The organism is Pantoea sp. S61 (genome assembly GCF_016625145.1).
Lineage (GTDB): Bacteria > Pseudomonadota > Gammaproteobacteria > Enterobacterales > Enterobacteriaceae > Pantoea > Pantoea rwandensis_B.
This window is the reverse complement of record NZ_JACVUO010000003.1, coordinates 173,633-191,421: the sequence shown is the minus strand read 5'-3', so window position 1 is coordinate 191,421 and position 17,789 is coordinate 173,633. Positions and strand designations below refer to the sequence as shown.

General features: G+C 53.5%; 18 protein-coding genes. 11 read left to right on the top strand and 7 right to left on the bottom strand.

Translation table 11 applies throughout. The features are described 5' to 3' along the window. The first annotated feature begins 113 nt into the window (after positions 1-113). Positions 114-1,241, top strand: coding sequence for a class C beta-lactamase (ampC, locus tag IAE30_RS08915; RefSeq protein WP_370585539.1), 1,128 nt, complete (start codon positions 114-116; stop codon positions 1,239-1,241). A gap of 43 nt (positions 1,242-1,284) precedes the next feature. Here the strand turns inward: ampC and IAE30_RS08910 are convergent, their stop codons facing one another. Further along, positions 1,285-1,917 carry a LysE family translocator gene (locus IAE30_RS08910; RefSeq protein WP_200679293.1) on the bottom strand — a complete coding sequence of 211 codons (633 nt, stop codon included), beginning with the start codon at positions 1,915-1,917 and terminating at the stop codon, positions 1,285-1,287. A gap of 133 nt (positions 1,918-2,050) precedes the next feature. Between IAE30_RS08910 and IAE30_RS08905 the strand changes: the two genes are divergently transcribed. Together IAE30_RS08905 and IAE30_RS08900 are read left to right on the top strand one after the other, a co-directional pair. Continuing rightward, a complete protein-coding gene (locus IAE30_RS08905) occupies positions 2,051-2,350 on the top strand; it encodes a putative quinol monooxygenase (RefSeq protein ID WP_038646947.1) in 300 nt (99 codons plus the stop codon). A gap of 102 nt (positions 2,351-2,452) precedes the next feature. Continuing rightward, positions 2,453-2,827 (top strand): VOC family protein, encoded by a 375-nt coding sequence (locus IAE30_RS08900; protein WP_200679291.1) that lies wholly within the window; start codon positions 2,453-2,455, stop codon positions 2,825-2,827. A gap of 19 nt (positions 2,828-2,846) precedes the next feature. On the opposite strand, the gene IAE30_RS08895 is transcribed toward IAE30_RS08900, so the two are convergent. After that, the gene (locus IAE30_RS08895) at positions 2,847-3,326 is read right to left on the bottom strand and encodes a hypothetical protein (RefSeq protein WP_038646951.1); all 480 of its coding nucleotides are present in this window, start codon (positions 3,324-3,326) and stop codon (positions 2,847-2,849) included. After that, complete coding sequence (locus IAE30_RS08890; protein ID WP_200679289.1) at positions 3,323-4,090, bottom strand: winged helix-turn-helix domain-containing protein; 768 nt, start codon at positions 4,088-4,090, stop codon at positions 3,323-3,325. The genes IAE30_RS08895 and IAE30_RS08890 overlap by 4 nt, the downstream gene beginning before the upstream one ends. A 314-nt stretch (positions 4,091-4,404) precedes the next feature. On the opposite strand from IAE30_RS08890, the gene IAE30_RS08885 reads away from it, so the two are divergent. From IAE30_RS08885 to IAE30_RS08870, 4 genes are all read left to right on the top strand, one after another. After that, positions 4,405-5,082, top strand: a complete 678-nt coding sequence (locus IAE30_RS08885) for a LuxR C-terminal-related transcriptional regulator (RefSeq protein WP_200679287.1) — start codon at positions 4,405-4,407, stop codon at positions 5,080-5,082. 235 nt (positions 5,083-5,317) lie between these two features. Then, positions 5,318-6,580: a DUF1479 domain-containing protein gene (locus IAE30_RS08880; RefSeq protein ID WP_200679285.1), complete on the top strand. Its 1,263-nt coding sequence runs from the start codon at positions 5,318-5,320 to the stop codon at positions 6,578-6,580. Positions 6,581-6,622: 42 nt separating this feature from the next. Continuing rightward, positions 6,623-7,363, top strand: a complete 741-nt coding sequence (locus tag IAE30_RS08875; RefSeq protein ID WP_200538666.1) for a DNA-binding transcriptional regulator YciT — start codon at positions 6,623-6,625, stop codon at positions 7,361-7,363. A 48-nt stretch (positions 7,364-7,411) separates the two neighbouring features. Continuing rightward, on the top strand, positions 7,412-7,951 hold the full coding sequence (locus IAE30_RS08870; RefSeq protein ID WP_200679282.1) for a GNAT family N-acetyltransferase: 540 nt from the start codon (positions 7,412-7,414) through the stop codon (positions 7,949-7,951). On the opposite strand, the gene IAE30_RS08865 is transcribed toward IAE30_RS08870, so the two are convergent. Genes IAE30_RS08865 through IAE30_RS08850 form a run of 4 tightly spaced genes read right to left on the bottom strand, consistent with a single transcriptional unit; the run spans position 7,948 to position 12,989 of the window. Beyond that, positions 7,948-8,904, bottom strand: coding sequence for a sugar-binding transcriptional regulator (locus tag IAE30_RS08865; protein ID WP_038646961.1), 957 nt, complete (start codon positions 8,902-8,904; stop codon positions 7,948-7,950). The genes IAE30_RS08870 and IAE30_RS08865 overlap by 4 nt on opposite strands. Before the next feature lie 23 nt (positions 8,905-8,927). Then, positions 8,928-9,866, bottom strand: coding sequence for a sugar phosphate isomerase/epimerase (locus IAE30_RS08860; protein ID WP_200679280.1), 939 nt, complete (start codon positions 9,864-9,866; stop codon positions 8,928-8,930). Positions 9,867-9,868: 2 nt separating this feature from the next. After that, on the bottom strand, positions 9,869-11,395 hold the full coding sequence (locus tag IAE30_RS08855; protein WP_200679277.1) for a glycerol-3-phosphate dehydrogenase: 1,527 nt from the start codon (positions 11,393-11,395) through the stop codon (positions 9,869-9,871). 10 nt (positions 11,396-11,405) lie between these two features. Then, complete coding sequence (locus IAE30_RS08850; RefSeq protein ID WP_234472715.1) at positions 11,406-12,989, bottom strand: FGGY-family carbohydrate kinase; 1,584 nt, start codon at positions 12,987-12,989, stop codon at positions 11,406-11,408. Between the two features lie 379 nt (positions 12,990-13,368). Between IAE30_RS08850 and IAE30_RS08845 the strand changes: the two genes are divergently transcribed. The 4 genes from IAE30_RS08845 (at position 13,369) to IAE30_RS08830 (ending at position 17,652) form a co-directional block, all read left to right on the top strand. Beyond that, positions 13,369-14,022, top strand: a complete 654-nt coding sequence (locus IAE30_RS08845; RefSeq protein ID WP_200679275.1) for a DUF2291 domain-containing protein — start codon at positions 13,369-13,371, stop codon at positions 14,020-14,022. Next, positions 14,019-15,557 (top strand): sugar ABC transporter ATP-binding protein, encoded by a 1,539-nt coding sequence (locus tag IAE30_RS08840; RefSeq protein WP_200679273.1) that lies wholly within the window; start codon positions 14,019-14,021, stop codon positions 15,555-15,557. Before IAE30_RS08845 ends, IAE30_RS08840 begins: the two co-directional genes overlap by 4 nt. A gap of 22 nt (positions 15,558-15,579) precedes the next feature. Next, on the top strand, positions 15,580-16,635 hold the full coding sequence (locus IAE30_RS08835; protein ID WP_200679271.1) for an ABC transporter permease: 1,056 nt from the start codon (positions 15,580-15,582) through the stop codon (positions 16,633-16,635). A gap of 69 nt (positions 16,636-16,704) precedes the next feature. Continuing rightward, the gene (locus IAE30_RS08830) at positions 16,705-17,652 is read left to right on the top strand and encodes a D-ribose ABC transporter substrate-binding protein (protein WP_034823484.1); all 948 of its coding nucleotides are present in this window, start codon (positions 16,705-16,707) and stop codon (positions 17,650-17,652) included. Positions 17,653-17,789: the final 137 nt, after the last annotated feature.

The window sequence follows — 17,789 nt, the reverse complement described above, 5'->3', positions numbered from 1 at the left end:
GAGTTGTGATTGCTCTCACAAAGACGGTGTAAGTGTGAGGACGCAGTCGTATCTGAATTAGAGCTGAAATTAGTTTCGTGTCAAAATAATGACTTAACTAAAATTAAGGGATTATCATGAATTTCTCGAAGATCGTCGGTGCGATTGGCTTGCTGACCAGCAGTAGCGTTTTCGCACAAACCCCTTCACCTGACACCATTATTAAACCGTTGATGGAGCAGTATCAGATTCCGGGCATGGCGGTGGCTATTTTGCACGATGGCAAAACCGAGTTTTACAATTACGGCGTGGCATCCAAAGAGACCCGGCAGCCGATTACCGCGCAGACCTTGTTCGAAATTGGCTCCCTCAGCAAAACCTTTACCGCCACCCTGGCGAGCTATGCTGCTCAGCAGAAAAAACTGCAATTTAGTGATAAAGCCAGCACCTGGTTGCCGGAACTGAAGGGCAGTGCCTTTGATCAGGTGTCACTGCTTAACCTCGCGACCCACACATCGGGTACGCCGCTGTTTGTTCCGGACGATGTCACCAATCAGCAGCAGTTGATGAACTGGTACAAAAACTGGCAGCCGTCGGCTCAGCCGGGCACCCAGCGTGTCTACTCCAATCTCGGGATTGGTATGCTCGGCATGATCGCCGCCAAAAGTTTGCATCAGCCATTTATTCGCGCGATGGAACAGCAACTGTTGCCTGCAATGGGCATGCATCACACTTACATTCAGGTGCCCGCGTCGGCGATGGGCCAATATGCCCAAGGTTATAACAAGCAAGACAAGCCAGTGCGTGTGAAGCCAGGCCCATTGGATGCGGAATCCTATGGACTGAAATCGACATCAGCGGATTTGATTCGCTGGCTGGCGATCCAACTCGATGAACAGCAGGTGGCGACGGAGTGGCAGCAGGCGATTGCCGCCACGCATCAGGGCTACTACAAAACCGCCGCGTTTACCCAGGCGATGATGTGGGAATACTATCCGCTGCCCGTTTCAGCCCAGCAGTTGGTGGACGGCAACAGCGGCCAGCGCATCATGAAAGGGATGTCGGCCACGTTGATCACGCCACCGCAGGCTGCGCCACAACAGGCGTGGTATAACAAAACCGGTTCGACTAATGGCTTCTCGACCTACGCGGTGTTTATTCCGTCACAGAAAATTGCGGTGATTATGCTGGCGAATAAATGGTTCCCAAATGACGATCGCGTCATGGCAGCGGACAACATCATTCAGGCGTTGAGTCATTAACGGATGGATGGGCGCGCCCCGGCGCGCCACGTTAAACGGCACGCTACTTTCGTGCATCCAGAGCGAGTTTAACGGCCATTCCCGCCAACACCGTCCCCATCAACCAGCGCTGCAAGCGCTGCCAGCTTGGGCGTGCCAGTAAAAATGTCGACACCTGGCCAGCGGTAGTAATGAAAATCGCATTGACCGTCAGGCTAATCACAATTTGGGTGACGCCCAATACCAGCGACTGCGCCAGCACGCTACCGTCATGCGGACTAATAAACTGCGGTAACAGTGACAGAAACATCATGGCGATTTTTGGGTTGGCGAGGTTAGTGAGGAAACCCATGGTGAACAATTTACGCGGATTGTCGGCAGGGAGATCGCGCACGGAGAATGGCGAGCGGCCACCGGGCTTAAGTGCCTGCCACGCCAGATACAGCAAATAGAGCGCGCCACCGAAACGCAACGCGTCATAGGCCCAGGGTACCGCCAATAGCCAGGCGGTGATGCCAAGCGCCGCGCACAGCATGTAAAACACAAAACCTAACGCCACGCCGCCGAGGGAAATATAACCCGCCCGTTTGCCCTGACACAGCGAACGTGAAACCAGGTAGATCATATTGGGGCCCGGTGTTAGCACCAATCCCAATGCCACTAATGAAAACGCTAACCAACTTGACAGTTCTGGCATGCAACACTCCTTGCGTTATTTTCGCAATTATGGCGTGAACCTGGCATATCAGGCAACGCACGTTTTCAGACTGACAACAGGAATAAGCTGCGTTAGTTTGGCTTGGCTTATTTTATTTAAAAGGGAGATGAAAATGACCGTTCCTGTAGTGGCACTGCTAACGGCAAAACCGGGTTGCGAAGATAAAGCTGAGCAATTATTTCGTGGGGTTATTGAAGAGACGCTGCGCGAAGAAGGGTGTATTACCTATCAGCTCAACATCGATAGCAAAAATCCGCGCCGCTTTGTCTGGACTGAAGAGTGGGCGAGCCAGGAATTACTGGATAAGCACCTGAATGCCCCACACATCGTTAAACTGTTCGCGGATCTTGAACCGCTGTTAGAACACGCCGAAGTGGTGGCATTACGCAAAGTCGCGGGTGGCAATGCGTGAAGGGAATAAGCAGACTTCGGTCTGCTTTTTATTTGTAGATTTTGATATGAGATTCCGCTTCAGAATATAAAGGAGACCAGAATGAGAACGCAAAAGCGTTGAATGGGTTACGTCGCTATTGTGGTCGATGATTATGACCGCGCGATTGAATACTATACGCAAAAACTGGGGTTCCATTTAATCGAAGATACCCCGCAGCCGGGCAAGCGCTGGGTGGTGGTCAATCCTAATCCGCAGAGCGATTGTAACTTGCTGCTGGCGCAGGCATCGAATGAGCGCCAGCAAGGGTTTATTGGTAATCAATGCGGCGGCCGCGTGTTCCTGTTTTTACAAACGGACGACTTCTGGCGTGATTACCAGCAAATGAAAGCCAATGGTGTCACTTTCTGTGAAGAACCCCGCGAAGAGGAGTATGGCACGGTTGTGGTTTTTGAGGATTTGTACGGCAACCGTTGGGATCTTTACCAGAACAAATGATCGACCGGTCTTACTCGCCTCAAAACCCAGGTTTCAAACACCGGTTAAGCGGCCGATAATGGAAGCCAGAAATGACCTGGTTTCCCACTTTAAACAGGTAGATGCGGGCGGTGAAATTCTCGTCTGCCAACGGATCAATATATTTCCCGACAGCGGGATCTTGCGTATCGGGACCCGCAATGCGAAAAGATTTGCGGGTGGATACCGTAACGGAATCGGAGTGGTAGTCATAATCCAGGTTCACAGTGCGATCGACACTCATTCTGCTTTCCAACCCCTGCGGTGACATAAACGCCAGATAAGCATTAAGATGGCCTTCACGACTGCCGCTTAATATATCCCAATAGCCATGGCTTACCACGGTCCGGTCTGGTTCATCATAGATAATAAACGTCTCGGTCCGGCAATCGCCAGAAAATGGCCGTACAAAATAGGGCAGCGAAAACCAACCCAGCAACAATGCCAACAGGCAACATGCCGCAGAAAAAGCCATTCTCATGGATGGTTTCTCCCGATAACCGCAAATGTCTGGCAAAAGGTTGTCGCCAGTTCAATTTCGCCATTGCACACAAAGAAATTAATCGCGTTGCCACGATCAGCATTAATGTAGATTTTGCTTTGCGGCGTAATGGAAACCTGCATTTTGTTAAGCCAGTAATTCACGCGCGTTGCCGACTCATGTTTGTCATTTTCCACGTATTGAGAAAACAGAATGGTGTGCCCATTTAGCTGGAGTGATTCGCCATATCGCAATGGGTGGATAAGTTGTTGGCTACGAATCAGAGCGCCCGCGATAAAGAACAGGCAGCAGAGCAGCAGCGTAAGTGCCCTTAATTTTATGTTCGCCGGTTTATTCTTAACGGCTGATTTCGATGTATCAGAAACCGAGAACGCTGATGTCTCTTGCTTTTGATTCACACTATCCTGGCATTCCGGTAACGAATAATTTTGTGAGTCTGATACCAGGGTAATGCAACCGGGTTTTAAGCGATATCCCATGTATCCCAGTGTTTCAAGAATTTCACCTTCCACATCGAGTGAAGCGAGTGATTTCCGGATGCGAAAAAGGGTTTGTCGTACAGTATTATCGGAGACCACAGCCCCATGATTTTTCCAGCAGGCGTCATGTAAGGCTTCTTTGGAAACGATATTACCTTCATGCTCACACATGTACGTCAGGCATAGTTTACTTTGCCTGCTAAGAATAATCTCTTTATCTTCCAGCCTGATCAGACCGGTATCGGTAAAAAAAATAATGGTCACTTCTGCCTGGTCCCCATGGTGCATCTTCAACGCACACTTTTCATTCGGCTGATTATAACACGGTCTGACAAAAGGGCATTCTGATGATGCCATTCAGGTAGGTAACAGCCTTGTCACAGGTTTATCCATATGATTAATATAGAAATAATTATCACGCTGGTGACTTTTAAGTGACATTTACGCCAGCTTATTGAAAGCCTTCAATCTAGCGAATAATATGCGCATCGGATTAATCGCATGGCATCGGATAATATCGATCAGATGAATCTGTAATAATTGCATATTGGCGTGTTTACAATTGAGGAATATCAACAATGCATAGCGTCATTAAAATAACAACAAGCAAACTCAAGAATAAAAATATCGCTATCATGACACCCAGCGCAATCACCTACTATGGTATTCGCGCCATGTTGACAACATTGAATGCTGTGACGGTGACTCACCATCCCATCCAAACTCATGATGAACAGATCAACATCATTGATAAAGACTTAGATCTGATTATTATCGACACTGAGGTTGGCAATGCAGATGTTATCTCTATGCTGATAAAATCTTACTTGCCCACGGCATCTGTCATCATTTTAACCCGCGCATCGGATATCAGACTATTACAAAAATATAAAAAATCATGTGTGCAAGCGATATTAAACAGGAAAAGCAATCAACGCGAGGTTGAAGATGCGGTGACGGCAGTACTTGAACATCGAGTTTGGGGATTTGAAGTCAAACCCACTGCACCGCAGAAGGGTTCATCTCTTCGACAGGTATTCTCATCGAGAATGTATGAAGAAGCGATGCTTTCACTTAGTACCACGGAAAGAACGATCATCCGCTCCATCTATCGCGGCCGTACCGTAACGGATATTGCTGTTGCCAAAGACAAAAGTATTAAAACTATTAGCAGCCAAAAACAGTCTGCAATGCGCAAACTCAATGTAAAAAACCTGGCTGAACTCCATCAGCGTTATCACGCCTGGCTGGAATAGCACCTGGCCGGCCATTTCGTTCGCACACACCACCGTCTTCTTTCTCTTTATTTCCCGTCATTTCTCATCATTTCCCGGCACCGGAGAGCCACTCCGGTGCACTTTCGGTTGGACGTTTTTCTCAGTTTTTTGTGATGTATTTCATAAAATCGTGCGCTGAGGTTAGGTGAAATATCGTCAGGTTGTTATGAATGAAGCTTATCTAAGTTTCATTCGAAACAATTGGAGCGACAACATGAATACATCTTTTACCTCTTTACAACAACCTGAAGATGCAAAGCACCCTATCCGCTTGATGAAACACGTGCTCAGAGCACAAATCGGCGATGTTGAGGGCCTGTTTGAGCAGGTCAGAAGCAAAATCCTCAGCGAAATTGCTGCAGCACGCGAGGAGGAAGCGCGAAACGGCACGGCATGGCCACAGGTACGTTGGGATGACATCGCCGCTGGGCGCATTTCCGATGAAGTAAAGGATCACATTCGTCGTCGCGGGTGTGTGGTTGTGAAGCAAACTTTTACGCGCGAGCAGGCGCTGGGCTGGGATGCGTCAATGCTGGAATACCTTGATAAAAATGATTTCGATGAAGTCTATAAGGGGCCGGGTGACAACTTCTTTGGCAGCCTCGATGCATCACGTCCTGAAATTTACCCGATCTACTGGAGCGAAGCACAGATGTCTGCGCGCCAGAGCGACGCCATGGCACAAACCCAATCCTTCCTGAATCGCCTGTGGACCTTCGAATCCAACGGAACGCGCTGGTTTGACCCTGATGTCAGCATTATCTACCCCGATCGCATTCGCCGTCGTTTACCTGGCACGACATCAAAAGGGCTGGGCGCGCATACTGATTCCGGTGCGCTGGAACGCTGGTTACTGCCGGCTTACCAACAGGTGTTCAGCAAAATTTTTAATAACCAATTCGATCAATACAATCCCTGGGATGCGGCACATCGCACCGAAGTGAACGAATATCAGGCCGGCACGACCACCAAATGTTCAGTTTTCCGCACTTTCCAGGGATGGACAGCCCTGTCTGATATGCAATTGCATCAGGGATTATTGCATGTGGTGCCCGTACCCGAAGCGATGGCTTATCTGTTGCTGCGTCCACTGCTAAAAGATGTGCCGGAGGATGAGCTTTGCGGTGTTGCACCGGGCAAAGTGCTGCCCATCTCACAGCAGTGGCATCCGGAACTGATTGAGGGATTGTGCTCGATTCCGGCCATGGAGGCGGGTGATTCTGTGTGGTGGCATTGTGATGTGATTCACTCGGTTGCTCCGGTTGAGGATCAACAGGGTTGGGGCAATGTGATGTACATCCCTGCTGCGCCCCTGTGCGAGAAGAATGCTGCCTATGCCACTCAGGTTGCTCAGGCATTGGCCACCGGTGCTTCACCGGGTGATTTCCCGAAAGAGGACTATGAAACCCACTGGCGTGACCGGTTTACCCTGGACGCGTTAAATCGCAACGGTCGTCGCAGTCTCGGCTTAGAGTAAGTTTCTGGTAAGCTGAGTAAAATTTAAAATGAAGCAGGCATTATGAACGCACGTCATCAGCACATTATCCAACTGGTCAGCGAACGCGGCAGCGTCAGCGTTAATGAACTGGCGCAAACCACCGGCGTTTCTGAAGTGACGGTGCGTCAGGATCTGAATGTTCTGGAGAAAGGCGGCTTTCTGCGCCGCGTGCACGGTTCTGCCGTGGCGCCAGAAAGCGATGATGTTGGTGCACGTATGCAGACCCGCTTTGCCGTCAAAAAACGCCTCGCGGAGTTCGCCGCTTCGCTGGTTAACGCGGGTGAAACGGTGTTTATCGAGGGCGGCAGTACTAACGCTTTGCTGGCGCGCGAACTGAGTGAACGCGGTGATATCACGATTATCACCGTAAGCCATTACATCGCTGGATTGTTGAGAGAAAAGGGCGGTGATGTGATCATTCTCGGCGGGCTGTTCCAAAAAAGCAGTGAGTCCGTGGTTGGGCCGCTGACGCGTTTGTGCATTCAGCACCTCAATTTTCATAAAGCGTTTATCGGTATCGACGGCTGGGATGCCGTTACCGGATTTACCGGCCGCGATATGCTGCGCTGCGATGTGGTCAACGCGATCATGGAAAAGCAGACGCACACTGTCGCGCTCACCGACTCCTCTAAATTTGGTCAGATCCATCCTTTCGCCCTGGCGCCGACATTGCCCTTTAAGCAGGTGATCACTGATAACCAACTGTCCCCGGCGTTTCAGGAGATATTGCGCCAGCAGCCAATGGAATTAACGCTGATTTAGCGGCACCGCCAGTGAGGATCCATCATCATTGTCATAAAGAAGGATTCAATGTTCCCTAACATCACCTCTAAAAAACTGCACTATCGCCAGTTAGCTGCCGATGACTGGCGATTCTTTCTCTCGCTGCAACAGGATGAGCGCGTGATGCGCTATGTGGCCGATCCGCAGTCTGAAGACGAGATTCGACGTGACAGGTTCGAGATAAGATTGCCACGCTGGCAAAAAGGCAGTGCACATTGGCTCTGTCTGGTCATCATAGAAAAGGGGCACTCTGCGCCGTTAGGCCTCACCGGATTGATTGATCGCGGTGCAGGCATAGCGGAAGTCGGTTTTTTACTGGCAGCAGAGGCTCAAGGCAAAGGATTGGGTTCGGAATCACTTCACGATATCGCGCGTTATGCGCTGAATGAACTGGGCTTTCGCAAGCTGATTGCCACTGTGACTGCAGGAAATGAAGCCTCACGCAGGACACTATTAAAAGTGGGATTCCACCAGGAGGGCACCTTGCGGAAAAGCTATCATCTCGCCGGTGAATGGCGGGACGATTGGGTCTTTGGATTATTCGCGGACGAATGGAAGCCACTCTAGCCTGCGATCAATGCCTGTGCCGTTAACTCATCGGTAATTAATCCCGTCACCAAACCGCTGGCCAATACCGCGCGGATCGCGTCGACTTTGCTTAATCCCCCCACCAGCGCCACAATCTCGGCGCGGTGGGCAAGCTCTAAATCCACCGACAGCGTGCGCGCCGTCAGGCTGTTGTGAATCATCTGCCCGCTGGCGTCAAAGAAATGACCGAGCAGCTCGCCGACAGCGCCAGAAGCTGAGATATCGTTGATCTCGGCTTCATCAATCATGCCGGCTTCCACCAATTGCGCGGCCGGTTCCACGGTGCCGATCCCCACCAGTTTCACCTCGCTCTGTGCGGCCATGGCAAACACTTCGCTGACGCCGCGCTGTTTAAGCAGCACGTCGCGGTCTTCCTGAGTATTGGCAAAGAACGGCACCGGCATCATATACGCCTGCGCACCGGTTTTTTCGGCAATGCGATGCATGACATCGTGGGGATTGAGCGCATAGTTGCGCGTCAAACAGCCCAGCAGCGAAACGAAGCGCATATGCGGGGCGTCAATGCGCGGGAGCTGATGAATGGCGGCGGAAAGGGTGCGGCCGTGTCCCAGCCCCAGGGTGATCGCAGGCTGCGACGTGAGGAGATTGCGCAGGTAATCCGCACCCGCCATACCCAGCGTTCGCACCGGCAATCCCTCTTCACCAAGGTCAGGCGCAACGTGGCAAAAACGCAGTCCGTGCTTTTCGCGCAGCTGATCTTCCAGCGCCACGCACGCCATGATATCGCCATCAATCGACACCTTCACCGCACCCTCCGCGACCATTTTGGCAATCATGCGATGGGTTTTGACAGACGGTAATCCCAGACGTTTGGCGACTTCAGCCTGGGTCAGGCCGCCCACGTAATGCAGCCAGGCGGCACGCAGGGCTAAAGAGTCATCGCGTTCAGCGGGTGTTGGAGCCGGTTTCATGTTTCTTTTCCTGATGATTAGACTTAAGAAGCCAGATGCAAATCCTGCACGCCCGTATCAATGTGCGATGCCCAAAACGCAACGCTTTCCGCGATATCCGCCACCACCTGGCGGTCAGTGGGTTCACGCTCTTTAAAACTCAGTTCGAGGCAGATTTCGTTATCGTGCGCGCCGCCGCGCGCCAGCGCGTCCAGCAGCGCCTGGGGCTGAATACGGCCGCCCGCATTGTACTGCAATGTGAAGGGTCTGTGGCCGCCTTTGTCCATCATGCTTTGTTTTATATGAATAATCGGCGAGTAGCGCGGCACCGCTTCTGCCCACGCGTAAGGGTCGTAATCACGCGGGTCGGCTGAAGTCACATCGCCGTGATCGATATCCGCCATCATCCACATCGGCAGGGCAAAGGACTCACTGCTCAAACGCTGCTGCAGTGCGAGGCAAGCCGGAATGGTCTCACCAAACTCGCGTCCGATGCTCATCGGTTCCCAAAACAGGTATTTCAAGCCGGCGGATTGGGCATGTTCCGCCACCTCGGCCCAGCAGTCTATTGCGATCTCGATCAAGGCATCCCGCCGCGTCCTGTCGTTGAAATCCTGCTGGGTGAAAATGGCGAACTGCGATCCGACCGCCTCGCCGCCCAGTTCCGCAGTGATATCCGCGAAGGTTTTGAACCAGTCAACATAGTAGCGCCGCACTTCAACGTCCGGATGACCAAAATGATTGAGGCGGCCATAGGGGCCGGTCATACCCGATGTCACGCGCACCCCGGTTTCTCGCAGCGCTTTCTGCATCTGGCGCGACATGCGGTTGATGGTGGCGGCTGGCCAGCCGGGATTAATAAATTCATGAGTTAACTGCAGATCGCGGATACGGATCTGTTGTGCCACGGTGTGAATCAGATCCCGCGGATCGGCAAAACGATTCACCAGTGGGTTGGTATTGAGCGAAAGCGTTAAGGGCATGATTACGCCTCCTTACGCAGCGGCACGGCCGCAGCATAGGTCGCGTCAAACCATTGGCTAAAGGCCTGCTGCTGCACTGCCGTCAGATGCAGCTGATGTTTGGTGCGACGCCACAGCACATCCTCCGCCTGCTGCGCCCACTCATTTTCCACCAGGTAGCGCACTTCGGCTTCATATAACTGCGCGCCGAAATGGCGGCCCAGATCGTTGAGCTCACGAGCGTGACCCAGCACTTTCTCAATGCGCGTGCCATACAGGCGCGCATAGTGTTTGCGTAGCGACGCCGGTAACCATGGCCAGCGCGTTTTCACTTGCTCAAGGAAACTCTCGAAATCGCCATTTGCCATATCACCGCCCGGCAAAGTGGCCTCGCGTGTCCAGTCTTCTCCCATATTGGGGAAGAAGGGCGCGAGCTTCTGGATAGCGTGTTCTGCCAGCTTACGGAAAGTGGTAATTTTGCCACCAAACACATGCAGCAGCGGGGCGTCTTGCTGATCGTCGAGATCGAACACGTAGTCACGCGTGACGGCAGAAGGGTTACCTTTGCCATCGTCAAACAGCGGACGCACGCCCGAGAATCGGGTAATCACATCGCTGGCGCGCAGTTTCACTTTGAAGTAGCGATTGACCACATCGATCAGATATTGCTGCTCGCTGTCATCGGCGGTCACCGCTTCCGCCTTGCCCTTCCAAGGGATATCGGTGGTACCGATTAACGCCTTATCACCTTCATAAGGGTTGATGAAAATGACGCGTTTATCGGTGTTTTGCACCAGATACGCCTGCTGGCCTTCCCAGAATTTCGGCACGATGATGTGTGAACCTTTAACCAGACGCACGCTGCGATTGCTTTTGGTCTGCGTGACCTGATTAACGATATCCAGTACCCACGGCCCGGCTGCATTCACCAGCACTTTGGCAAACACTGTACGCTGTGCACCACTGGCCTCATCCTGAATCGTCACTTCCCACTTGCCGCTGATGCGTTTAGCCGACACACAACGGGTGCGCGGCAGAATTGTCGCGCCGCGTTCCGCAGCATCCACGGCATTGAGCGCGACCAGGCGGGCATCATCGACCCAGCAATCGGAGTACTCGAAACCTTTGCTGTAGCTATCGAGAATTGGCGCGCCTTCAGGATCGCGCATCAGATCAAGCGATCGCGTGCCGGGCAACTTTTTACGCCCGCCTAAGTTGTCATAGAGGAATAGCCCCAAACGCACCAGCCACGCCGGGCGATCGGTCGGGCTATGCGGTAACACAAAACGCATCGGCCAGATAATATGCGGCGCGGCATTCAATAACACTTCACGCTCGATCAGCGCCTCACGAACCAGGCGGAACTCATAATATTCGAGATAGCGCAGCCCGCCGTGTACCAGTTTGCCCGAGCGCGAGGAAGTACCCTGTGCAAGGTCGTCTTTTTCACACATCATCACGGACAAGCCGCGCCCGGCCGCATCACGTGCGATGCCCGCGCCATTAATGCCACCGCCAATGACAAACAGATCCAGCGTATTTTCACTCATGGTGTACTCCTTAAAACTTATTCAGTGCATGCCAGGCGGCAGGGAGATCGCTGCGGATCTGCTGATAATGGGGAAACAGTTGGTTATAACGCTGCGACAGTTCAGCGGAAGGCGGTTCAGGCGCATCCAGCAACGGGCGCACCCAGGTTTCCACGCACTGCGCCATGGAGGGATAGGCACCAATCGCTACCGCTGCCATCATCGCGGCGCCCGCTGCACCGGCTTCATCACGCTGGCTGATACGCACCGGCGCGCCAATGCAGGAAGAGAGGATCTGGCGTAGCGGCTGGGAACGCACCGCACCGCCCGTGAGACGAATCTCACCCGGCAGGGTGCTGCCCATCGCCTGATAACAATCACGCGCGGCCATACCGATGCCTTCAATCACACCACGCACCAGGTCGGCAAAATTGTGCTGATAGTTAAGTCCGGTGAAGCTGGCGCGTGCGTCGGCGTTGACGAACGGCCCGCGTTCACCGGCAATCGAGATGTAGGGATGGAACAGCAGGGTGCCGGGTTCGGCTTTGTTGAGCCACTGGTCGATATATGCCACCAGCCGCGCATGATCGATTTCACAGCCGAATCCGCTCAGCAATTCACTGGCCACATTTAACAGCCAGTCGAGATTGAGGGTAGACGCCATATTGGTTTGCACCTGTGTCACATAGCCCGGCCAGGGCAGCGGAATCACATAGCCAGTTTGCGCCGGATTCAGCCACACCTCATCAATGGTCACGCTGCGCAGATGCACGCCGGTAGAGCCGACAATTGAGCAGGCGGTATGGGCTTCGCCGGTGTGCACGCCTGCGCCCAGCGCGGTCATCGCCATATCCACATAACCCAGCGATATCGGTGTGCCCGCGAGCAGACCAGTGAGAGCAGCGGCCTCAGCGGTCAATGGATGGGTGATTTGTGTGCCATCAATGATTTCGGGCAGCAGATGGCGGCGATGTTCCAGTCCCAGCGCCGCGATGACGGTGTCGTCATAACGCTGGGTGCGAAAGTTACCAAAGGTGAAGCTGGACTCAGAAGGATCGGTGGCACGTACGCCCGTCAGATTCAGGTAAAGCCAGTCTTTGCAATGCAGCGCCACTTCGCTGTTCGCCAGCAGATCCGGAAAGTGCTGGTCCATATGCGCCATCTGCGAACCCTGCTGACAGGTATTCAGCCCGGTGCCCGTGGCCTTAAAACGCTCGGCTGCAAGGGCGTGCTGGTCTAGGGCATCGACGGTGTGTGCCGCACGCGCATCCAGCCAAATCCAGGCATCCTCCACCGGCTGGTTGTTGGCACCGACCAGCCAGGTGCCATCCCCTTGTGCGGTGACGGCCACGGCCACCACGCGGGAAGAGAGGTTTTCCACACGCTCGCCCAGTTTCCTTATCGCGTCCACGGCATCTTGCCAGGTCTGCGTCATGGATTGCTGCGCGGCACCGCCTTCGCTGCGGTAATAACGGTTACGCACGGAGGCACACGCCAGCTGTGTGCCTTCCAGATCAAACGCCACCGCTTTCACCACGGAGGTGCCGGAATCCAGACCCAGAATGATATTGCTGTTACCCACGTACACCTCCGAAGGGAAGAAAAATTGACCCATCACGTCGTGTTAATTCCCTGTGATGAATTTGCTAAATAATGTCTTACACCACTTCCCATGGAGATAACATATATCGTGTATTATTTTTCTATAAAACGAATAAATTTCACCTCAGTTAGCGAGTTTGATCACGAAAATGGCGGTGGTACAGGACAGGGTGAAATGAGATATCACAAGAAGAAGGCTTGTATGGCGGGCCTTTATTAGCTGGAAAGGCGCTAAGGTGTGAATTTAGCGATCCAGATCGCGCTCCTGAAATATTCGTGAACCCTCTGTTGACAATTTAGTCACATCAGCACAATCCTCATCACAAGAGTTATCACATTTATAACATTTAATGCGGCGATTATCGCAGCAGATAACAGTGAGAGGTCACGTTATGTCCGATGTCTCAATGCTGGCACAGCAGCTCTCCCGAAAGCGCATTCGCCGCTACAGCATCATCGGTGTTGTGGTGGTTGCGGTGATTGCCGCCATGGCCATTGACACCAAAGTGGTGAAAATCGGTTCCGGGCAAGATGTGCAAGAGCAAGGTTTCTCGCCGGATAGCTACGGGGAGAAAACCTTCCCCGGTATTCAGCAGGATGTTGAAGCGCGGGCGGTGGATGCAAAAACCCTCGCCGATGCATTGAAAGCCAATCAACAAGCCGCGGTACAGCAATACGGTGTGGGTTCGCCGCTTCCGGTCATCCCCGTCAAGCTGGAGGGGGTGGTTCAGTCAGGGCAGATGGGCATCTTCCCGCTGAAAGTGGCCGGCTTACCGGAAGGAAATGTGATTCGCCTGCAAACGGGCCCGGCTATCACCGGCACCGACTTGCGTGATGCTAGCGGAAAAATCCAGTTCGGTGATTTTACCAACCAAATTGAGTATCAAAACGCCGGTTCGGCGATCAATCGTGCCATGAAAGCCAAAGTATTGGATAAGTTGGATCGCGATACGCTGCCCGGTAAAACCGTGCAGGTGGTGGGGGTGTTCCGGTTGCTCGCGCCGAATAACTGGATGGTGACGCCAGTCAGTCTGGAGGTGAAATGAAACCGTTCAACGTTAACCCGGCGCTACTGAAAGGCGAAGTGATCCTTGAAGCGCGCAACATCAGCAAGATCTATGGATCGACCCATGCACTCAAGGGCGTGAATTTTGAGATCCGTCGCGGGGAAGTCACTACGTTGTTTGGTGAAAACGGCGCAGGCAAATCCACGCTAATGAAAATTTTGTCAGGCGTGATTACGCCAACATCCGGGGAAATTCTCTACAACGGCGAAGAGAAAGTATTTCGCTCCGCCACTGAAGCACGCGATTGCGGCATCTCGATTATCCATCAGGAGCTGAATCTCGCTCCCAACATGAACGTGCGCGACAACATCTTTATGGGGCGCGAAATCATGAAGTCGGGTGGGGTGGATTATGCGGAAGAAGCGCGCATTACCGCCCATCTGATGGCGGCGCTGGAGGAGGAGATTGATCCGCTGACGCCGGTGGAAAACCTGCGTCTGGGCCAACAACAGATCGTCGAAATCGCCCGCGCGTTGTCGGTGAATTCACAGATTCTGATCATGGATGAACCGACATCGGCGCTCAGTGCCGCGGAAGTGGCGGTGCTGTTCCAGGTGATCCGCGATCTCACCAGTCAGGGCGTGGCCATTGTTTACATCTCACATCATCTCGAAGAGGCACTGGAGATCACCGATCGCGCCGTGGTACTGCGTGATGGCGTGATGACCGCGTACGCGAAACGCGATGAGATCGATCTCGAATGGATCGTGCGCAATATGGTGGGCGACCACTTTGACCTGGGTTCGCCCCCGCAAGGGTATGACTTTGGCGACCAGGCGTTGACTGTGCAAGACCTGACGGTGAAAAGCAAAACCGGGATTCGGCTGGTGGATAACCTCTCGCTGGCAGTGAAAGCCGGTGAAATTGTCTGCATCTATGGCCTGATGGGCGCGGGGCGCACCGAACTGCTGGAGTGTATCGCCGGGCGTATTCATCAAAGCCAGGGACACATTTTGCTGCAAGACACCGATGTCAGCGGCTTAACCATTCAACAGCGCATTCAAATCGGCCTTGCGTTGGTGCCGGAAGATCGGCAACGCGACGGTCTGGTGCAAACCATGTCCGTGGGCGAAAACCTGTCGCTCGCCAGTATCAGCGAATTTGTGCGCGGTCTGGTGCTGTTACCGCGTCGTGAAAAGCAGCTGGTGACAGACAGTATTCGCAACGTGACGGTGAAAACCGCTGGCGGTGAGGCGGCCATCGGTTCGCTTTCCGGTGGCAATCAACAAAAAGTGGTGATCGGCAAAATGCTGGCCACCCGTCCAAAAGTGATCCTGCTGGATGAACCCAGCCGCGGCATTGATATCGGTGCCAAAGCGGAAGTGTTTCGTCTGCTGGCAGAGAACGCCAAAAAGGGGCTGGCGGTGGTGTACACCACCTCGGAAGTGGGGGAATGCCTGAGTATCGCGCATCGCATTGTGGTGATGAGCAAAGGGCGCATTAACGCCATTTTCGATTCCAGCGTCAGCAAAGAACGCATTATGGCCGCTTCAGGCGAGTCTCTGGTGGCATGACATGAAAAACGGAGCAAACGGTATGACAGACAGAACACACACGCTGGATTCGCCGCCAGCTGCGAGCAAAAAGAAGGCTGACAAAAGCCTTAATCTGGCACGGCTGCTGCTGGAAGGGCGCGCCTTTATTGCGCTGCTGGTGATAATTGCCACCTTTTCCCTGCTCTCGCCTAACTACTTTACCGGCGCCAACTTCCTGACCATGGCTTCGCACGTGGCGATTTTTGGCTTACCGGCGATTGGCATGCTGCTGGTGATCCTCAATGGCGGGATTGATTTGTCCGTGGGCTCGACGCTGGGTCTGGCTGGCGTGATGGCCGGCTTTATGATGCAGGGGATTAACCTCGACGCGCTGGGTGTTATGCTGTATCTGCCCGTGTGGGCGGTGGCGATATTAACGCTGGTGATTGGCGCGCTGGTGGGATTGGTGAATGGCGTGCTGATTGCCTGGTTCCGCGTTCCGGCGTTTGTTGCCACGCTCGGCACCATGTATGTGGCACGCGGTATTGCCCTGCTGATCACTAACGGTCTGACCTACAACAAACTCTCTGGAAGTGATGCGCTCGGCAACACCGGCTTTGACTGGCTCGGCTTCAATCGCATCTTCAATATCCCCGTCGGTGTGTTGGTGCTGGGTGTGGTAGCACTGGCCTGTGGTTTCCTGCTGAGTCGTTCGGCGTTTGGCCGCTGGCTCTATGCCTCTGGTGGTAATGAGCGCGCCGCCGATCTTTCCGGCGTGCCGGTGAAACGCATCAAGATCAGCGTTTACGTGTTGTCGGGTATCTGTGCCGCGATGGCGGGACTGGTGCTCTCTTCACAGCTCACCTCAGCCGGCCCAACGGCGGGTACCACCTATGAACTGACCGCAATTGCTGCGGTGGTGATTGGCGGAGCGGCCCTGACCGGTGGTCGCGGTAATGTGCGCGGCACGCTGCTGGGCGCTTTTGTAATCGGTTTTCTCTCTGATGGCTTAGTGATTATCGGCGTTTCTGCCTACTGGCAGACGGTGTTCACTGGCGCCGTGATTGTGCTGGCGGTATTGCTCAACACCCTGCAATACGGCAAACGCAGTCGCTAACTCACGCGCGCTGTCTGGCAGCGCGCGGTTATCCGTAAAACCTGTACCCTAAATAATAACGGAGCACCTATGTTCACAAAACGTCTGTTTATTGCTGCCGCAGCGATGGCTATCACCACCTTCGCTGCACCGACCTGGGCGGATAACGGGTTGATGACCATCATCGTCAACGATCCTTCCAACCCTTACTGGCTGACAGAAGGCCAGGTCGCGCAAAAAGCGGCTGAAAAACTTGGCTACAGCGCAAAAGTCAGCGCGCACAAAGGTGATACCAACACCGAAAGCCAGCTGATTGATACGGCGATCACCAACAAATCCAAGGCCATCATTCTTGATCCGGCTAACGCCGACGGTTCTGTCGGTTCAGTGAAAAAAGCCATCGCGGCGAACATCCCGGTGTTTATCATTAACGCCGAGCTGAATCAGAGCGGATTGGCCAAAGCGCAGTTGGTTTCTAACAATGCGCAGGGCGCGGCGGTGGGCGCAATGGAGTGGGTGAAACAGGTGGGCGATACCGCCAACTATGTTGAATTAGTGGGCCCACCATCCGATAACAACGCGGCAACGCGTGCCAATGGTTTTGATACCGTGCTGTCACAGTACCCGACGCTGAAGAAAGTGGGTCAGGAAGTCGCCAACTGGGACCGTACCCAGGGCTTCAACAAGATGCAGTCACTGCTGCAGGCTAACCCGAATATCAAAGGCGTGATCAGCGGCAACGATGAAATGGCGCTGGGGGCGATTGCCGCGTTGAAAGAAGCCGGTAAGCTGAACCAGATCAAAGTGGGTGGTTTTGATGGCTCGCCGGATGCTGTTGATGCCGTAAAAGCCGGTACGCTGGCGTATACCGTGATGCAGCCCGTGGCGCAGTTCGCGCAGAAAGCGGTAGAGCAGGCTGACAGCTTCCTGAAAACCGGTAAAACCGGCGCAGCATCGGAAAAACAGCTGTTTGACTGCATTTTGATCACCAAAGAGAACGCGGGCAATTTCGTATCACCATTTGTACTGAAGCAGTAATGCATGACGTGCGGCTTTCGGGCCGCACACTGCTCAGCGGACGCACTCCGGTGCATCGCTGTAACCCTTCTCGTGAGTCCAAACACCACATCATTTGCAAAAGGCGCGTTTCCGCGTTGTAATCACCTGGAACCCGC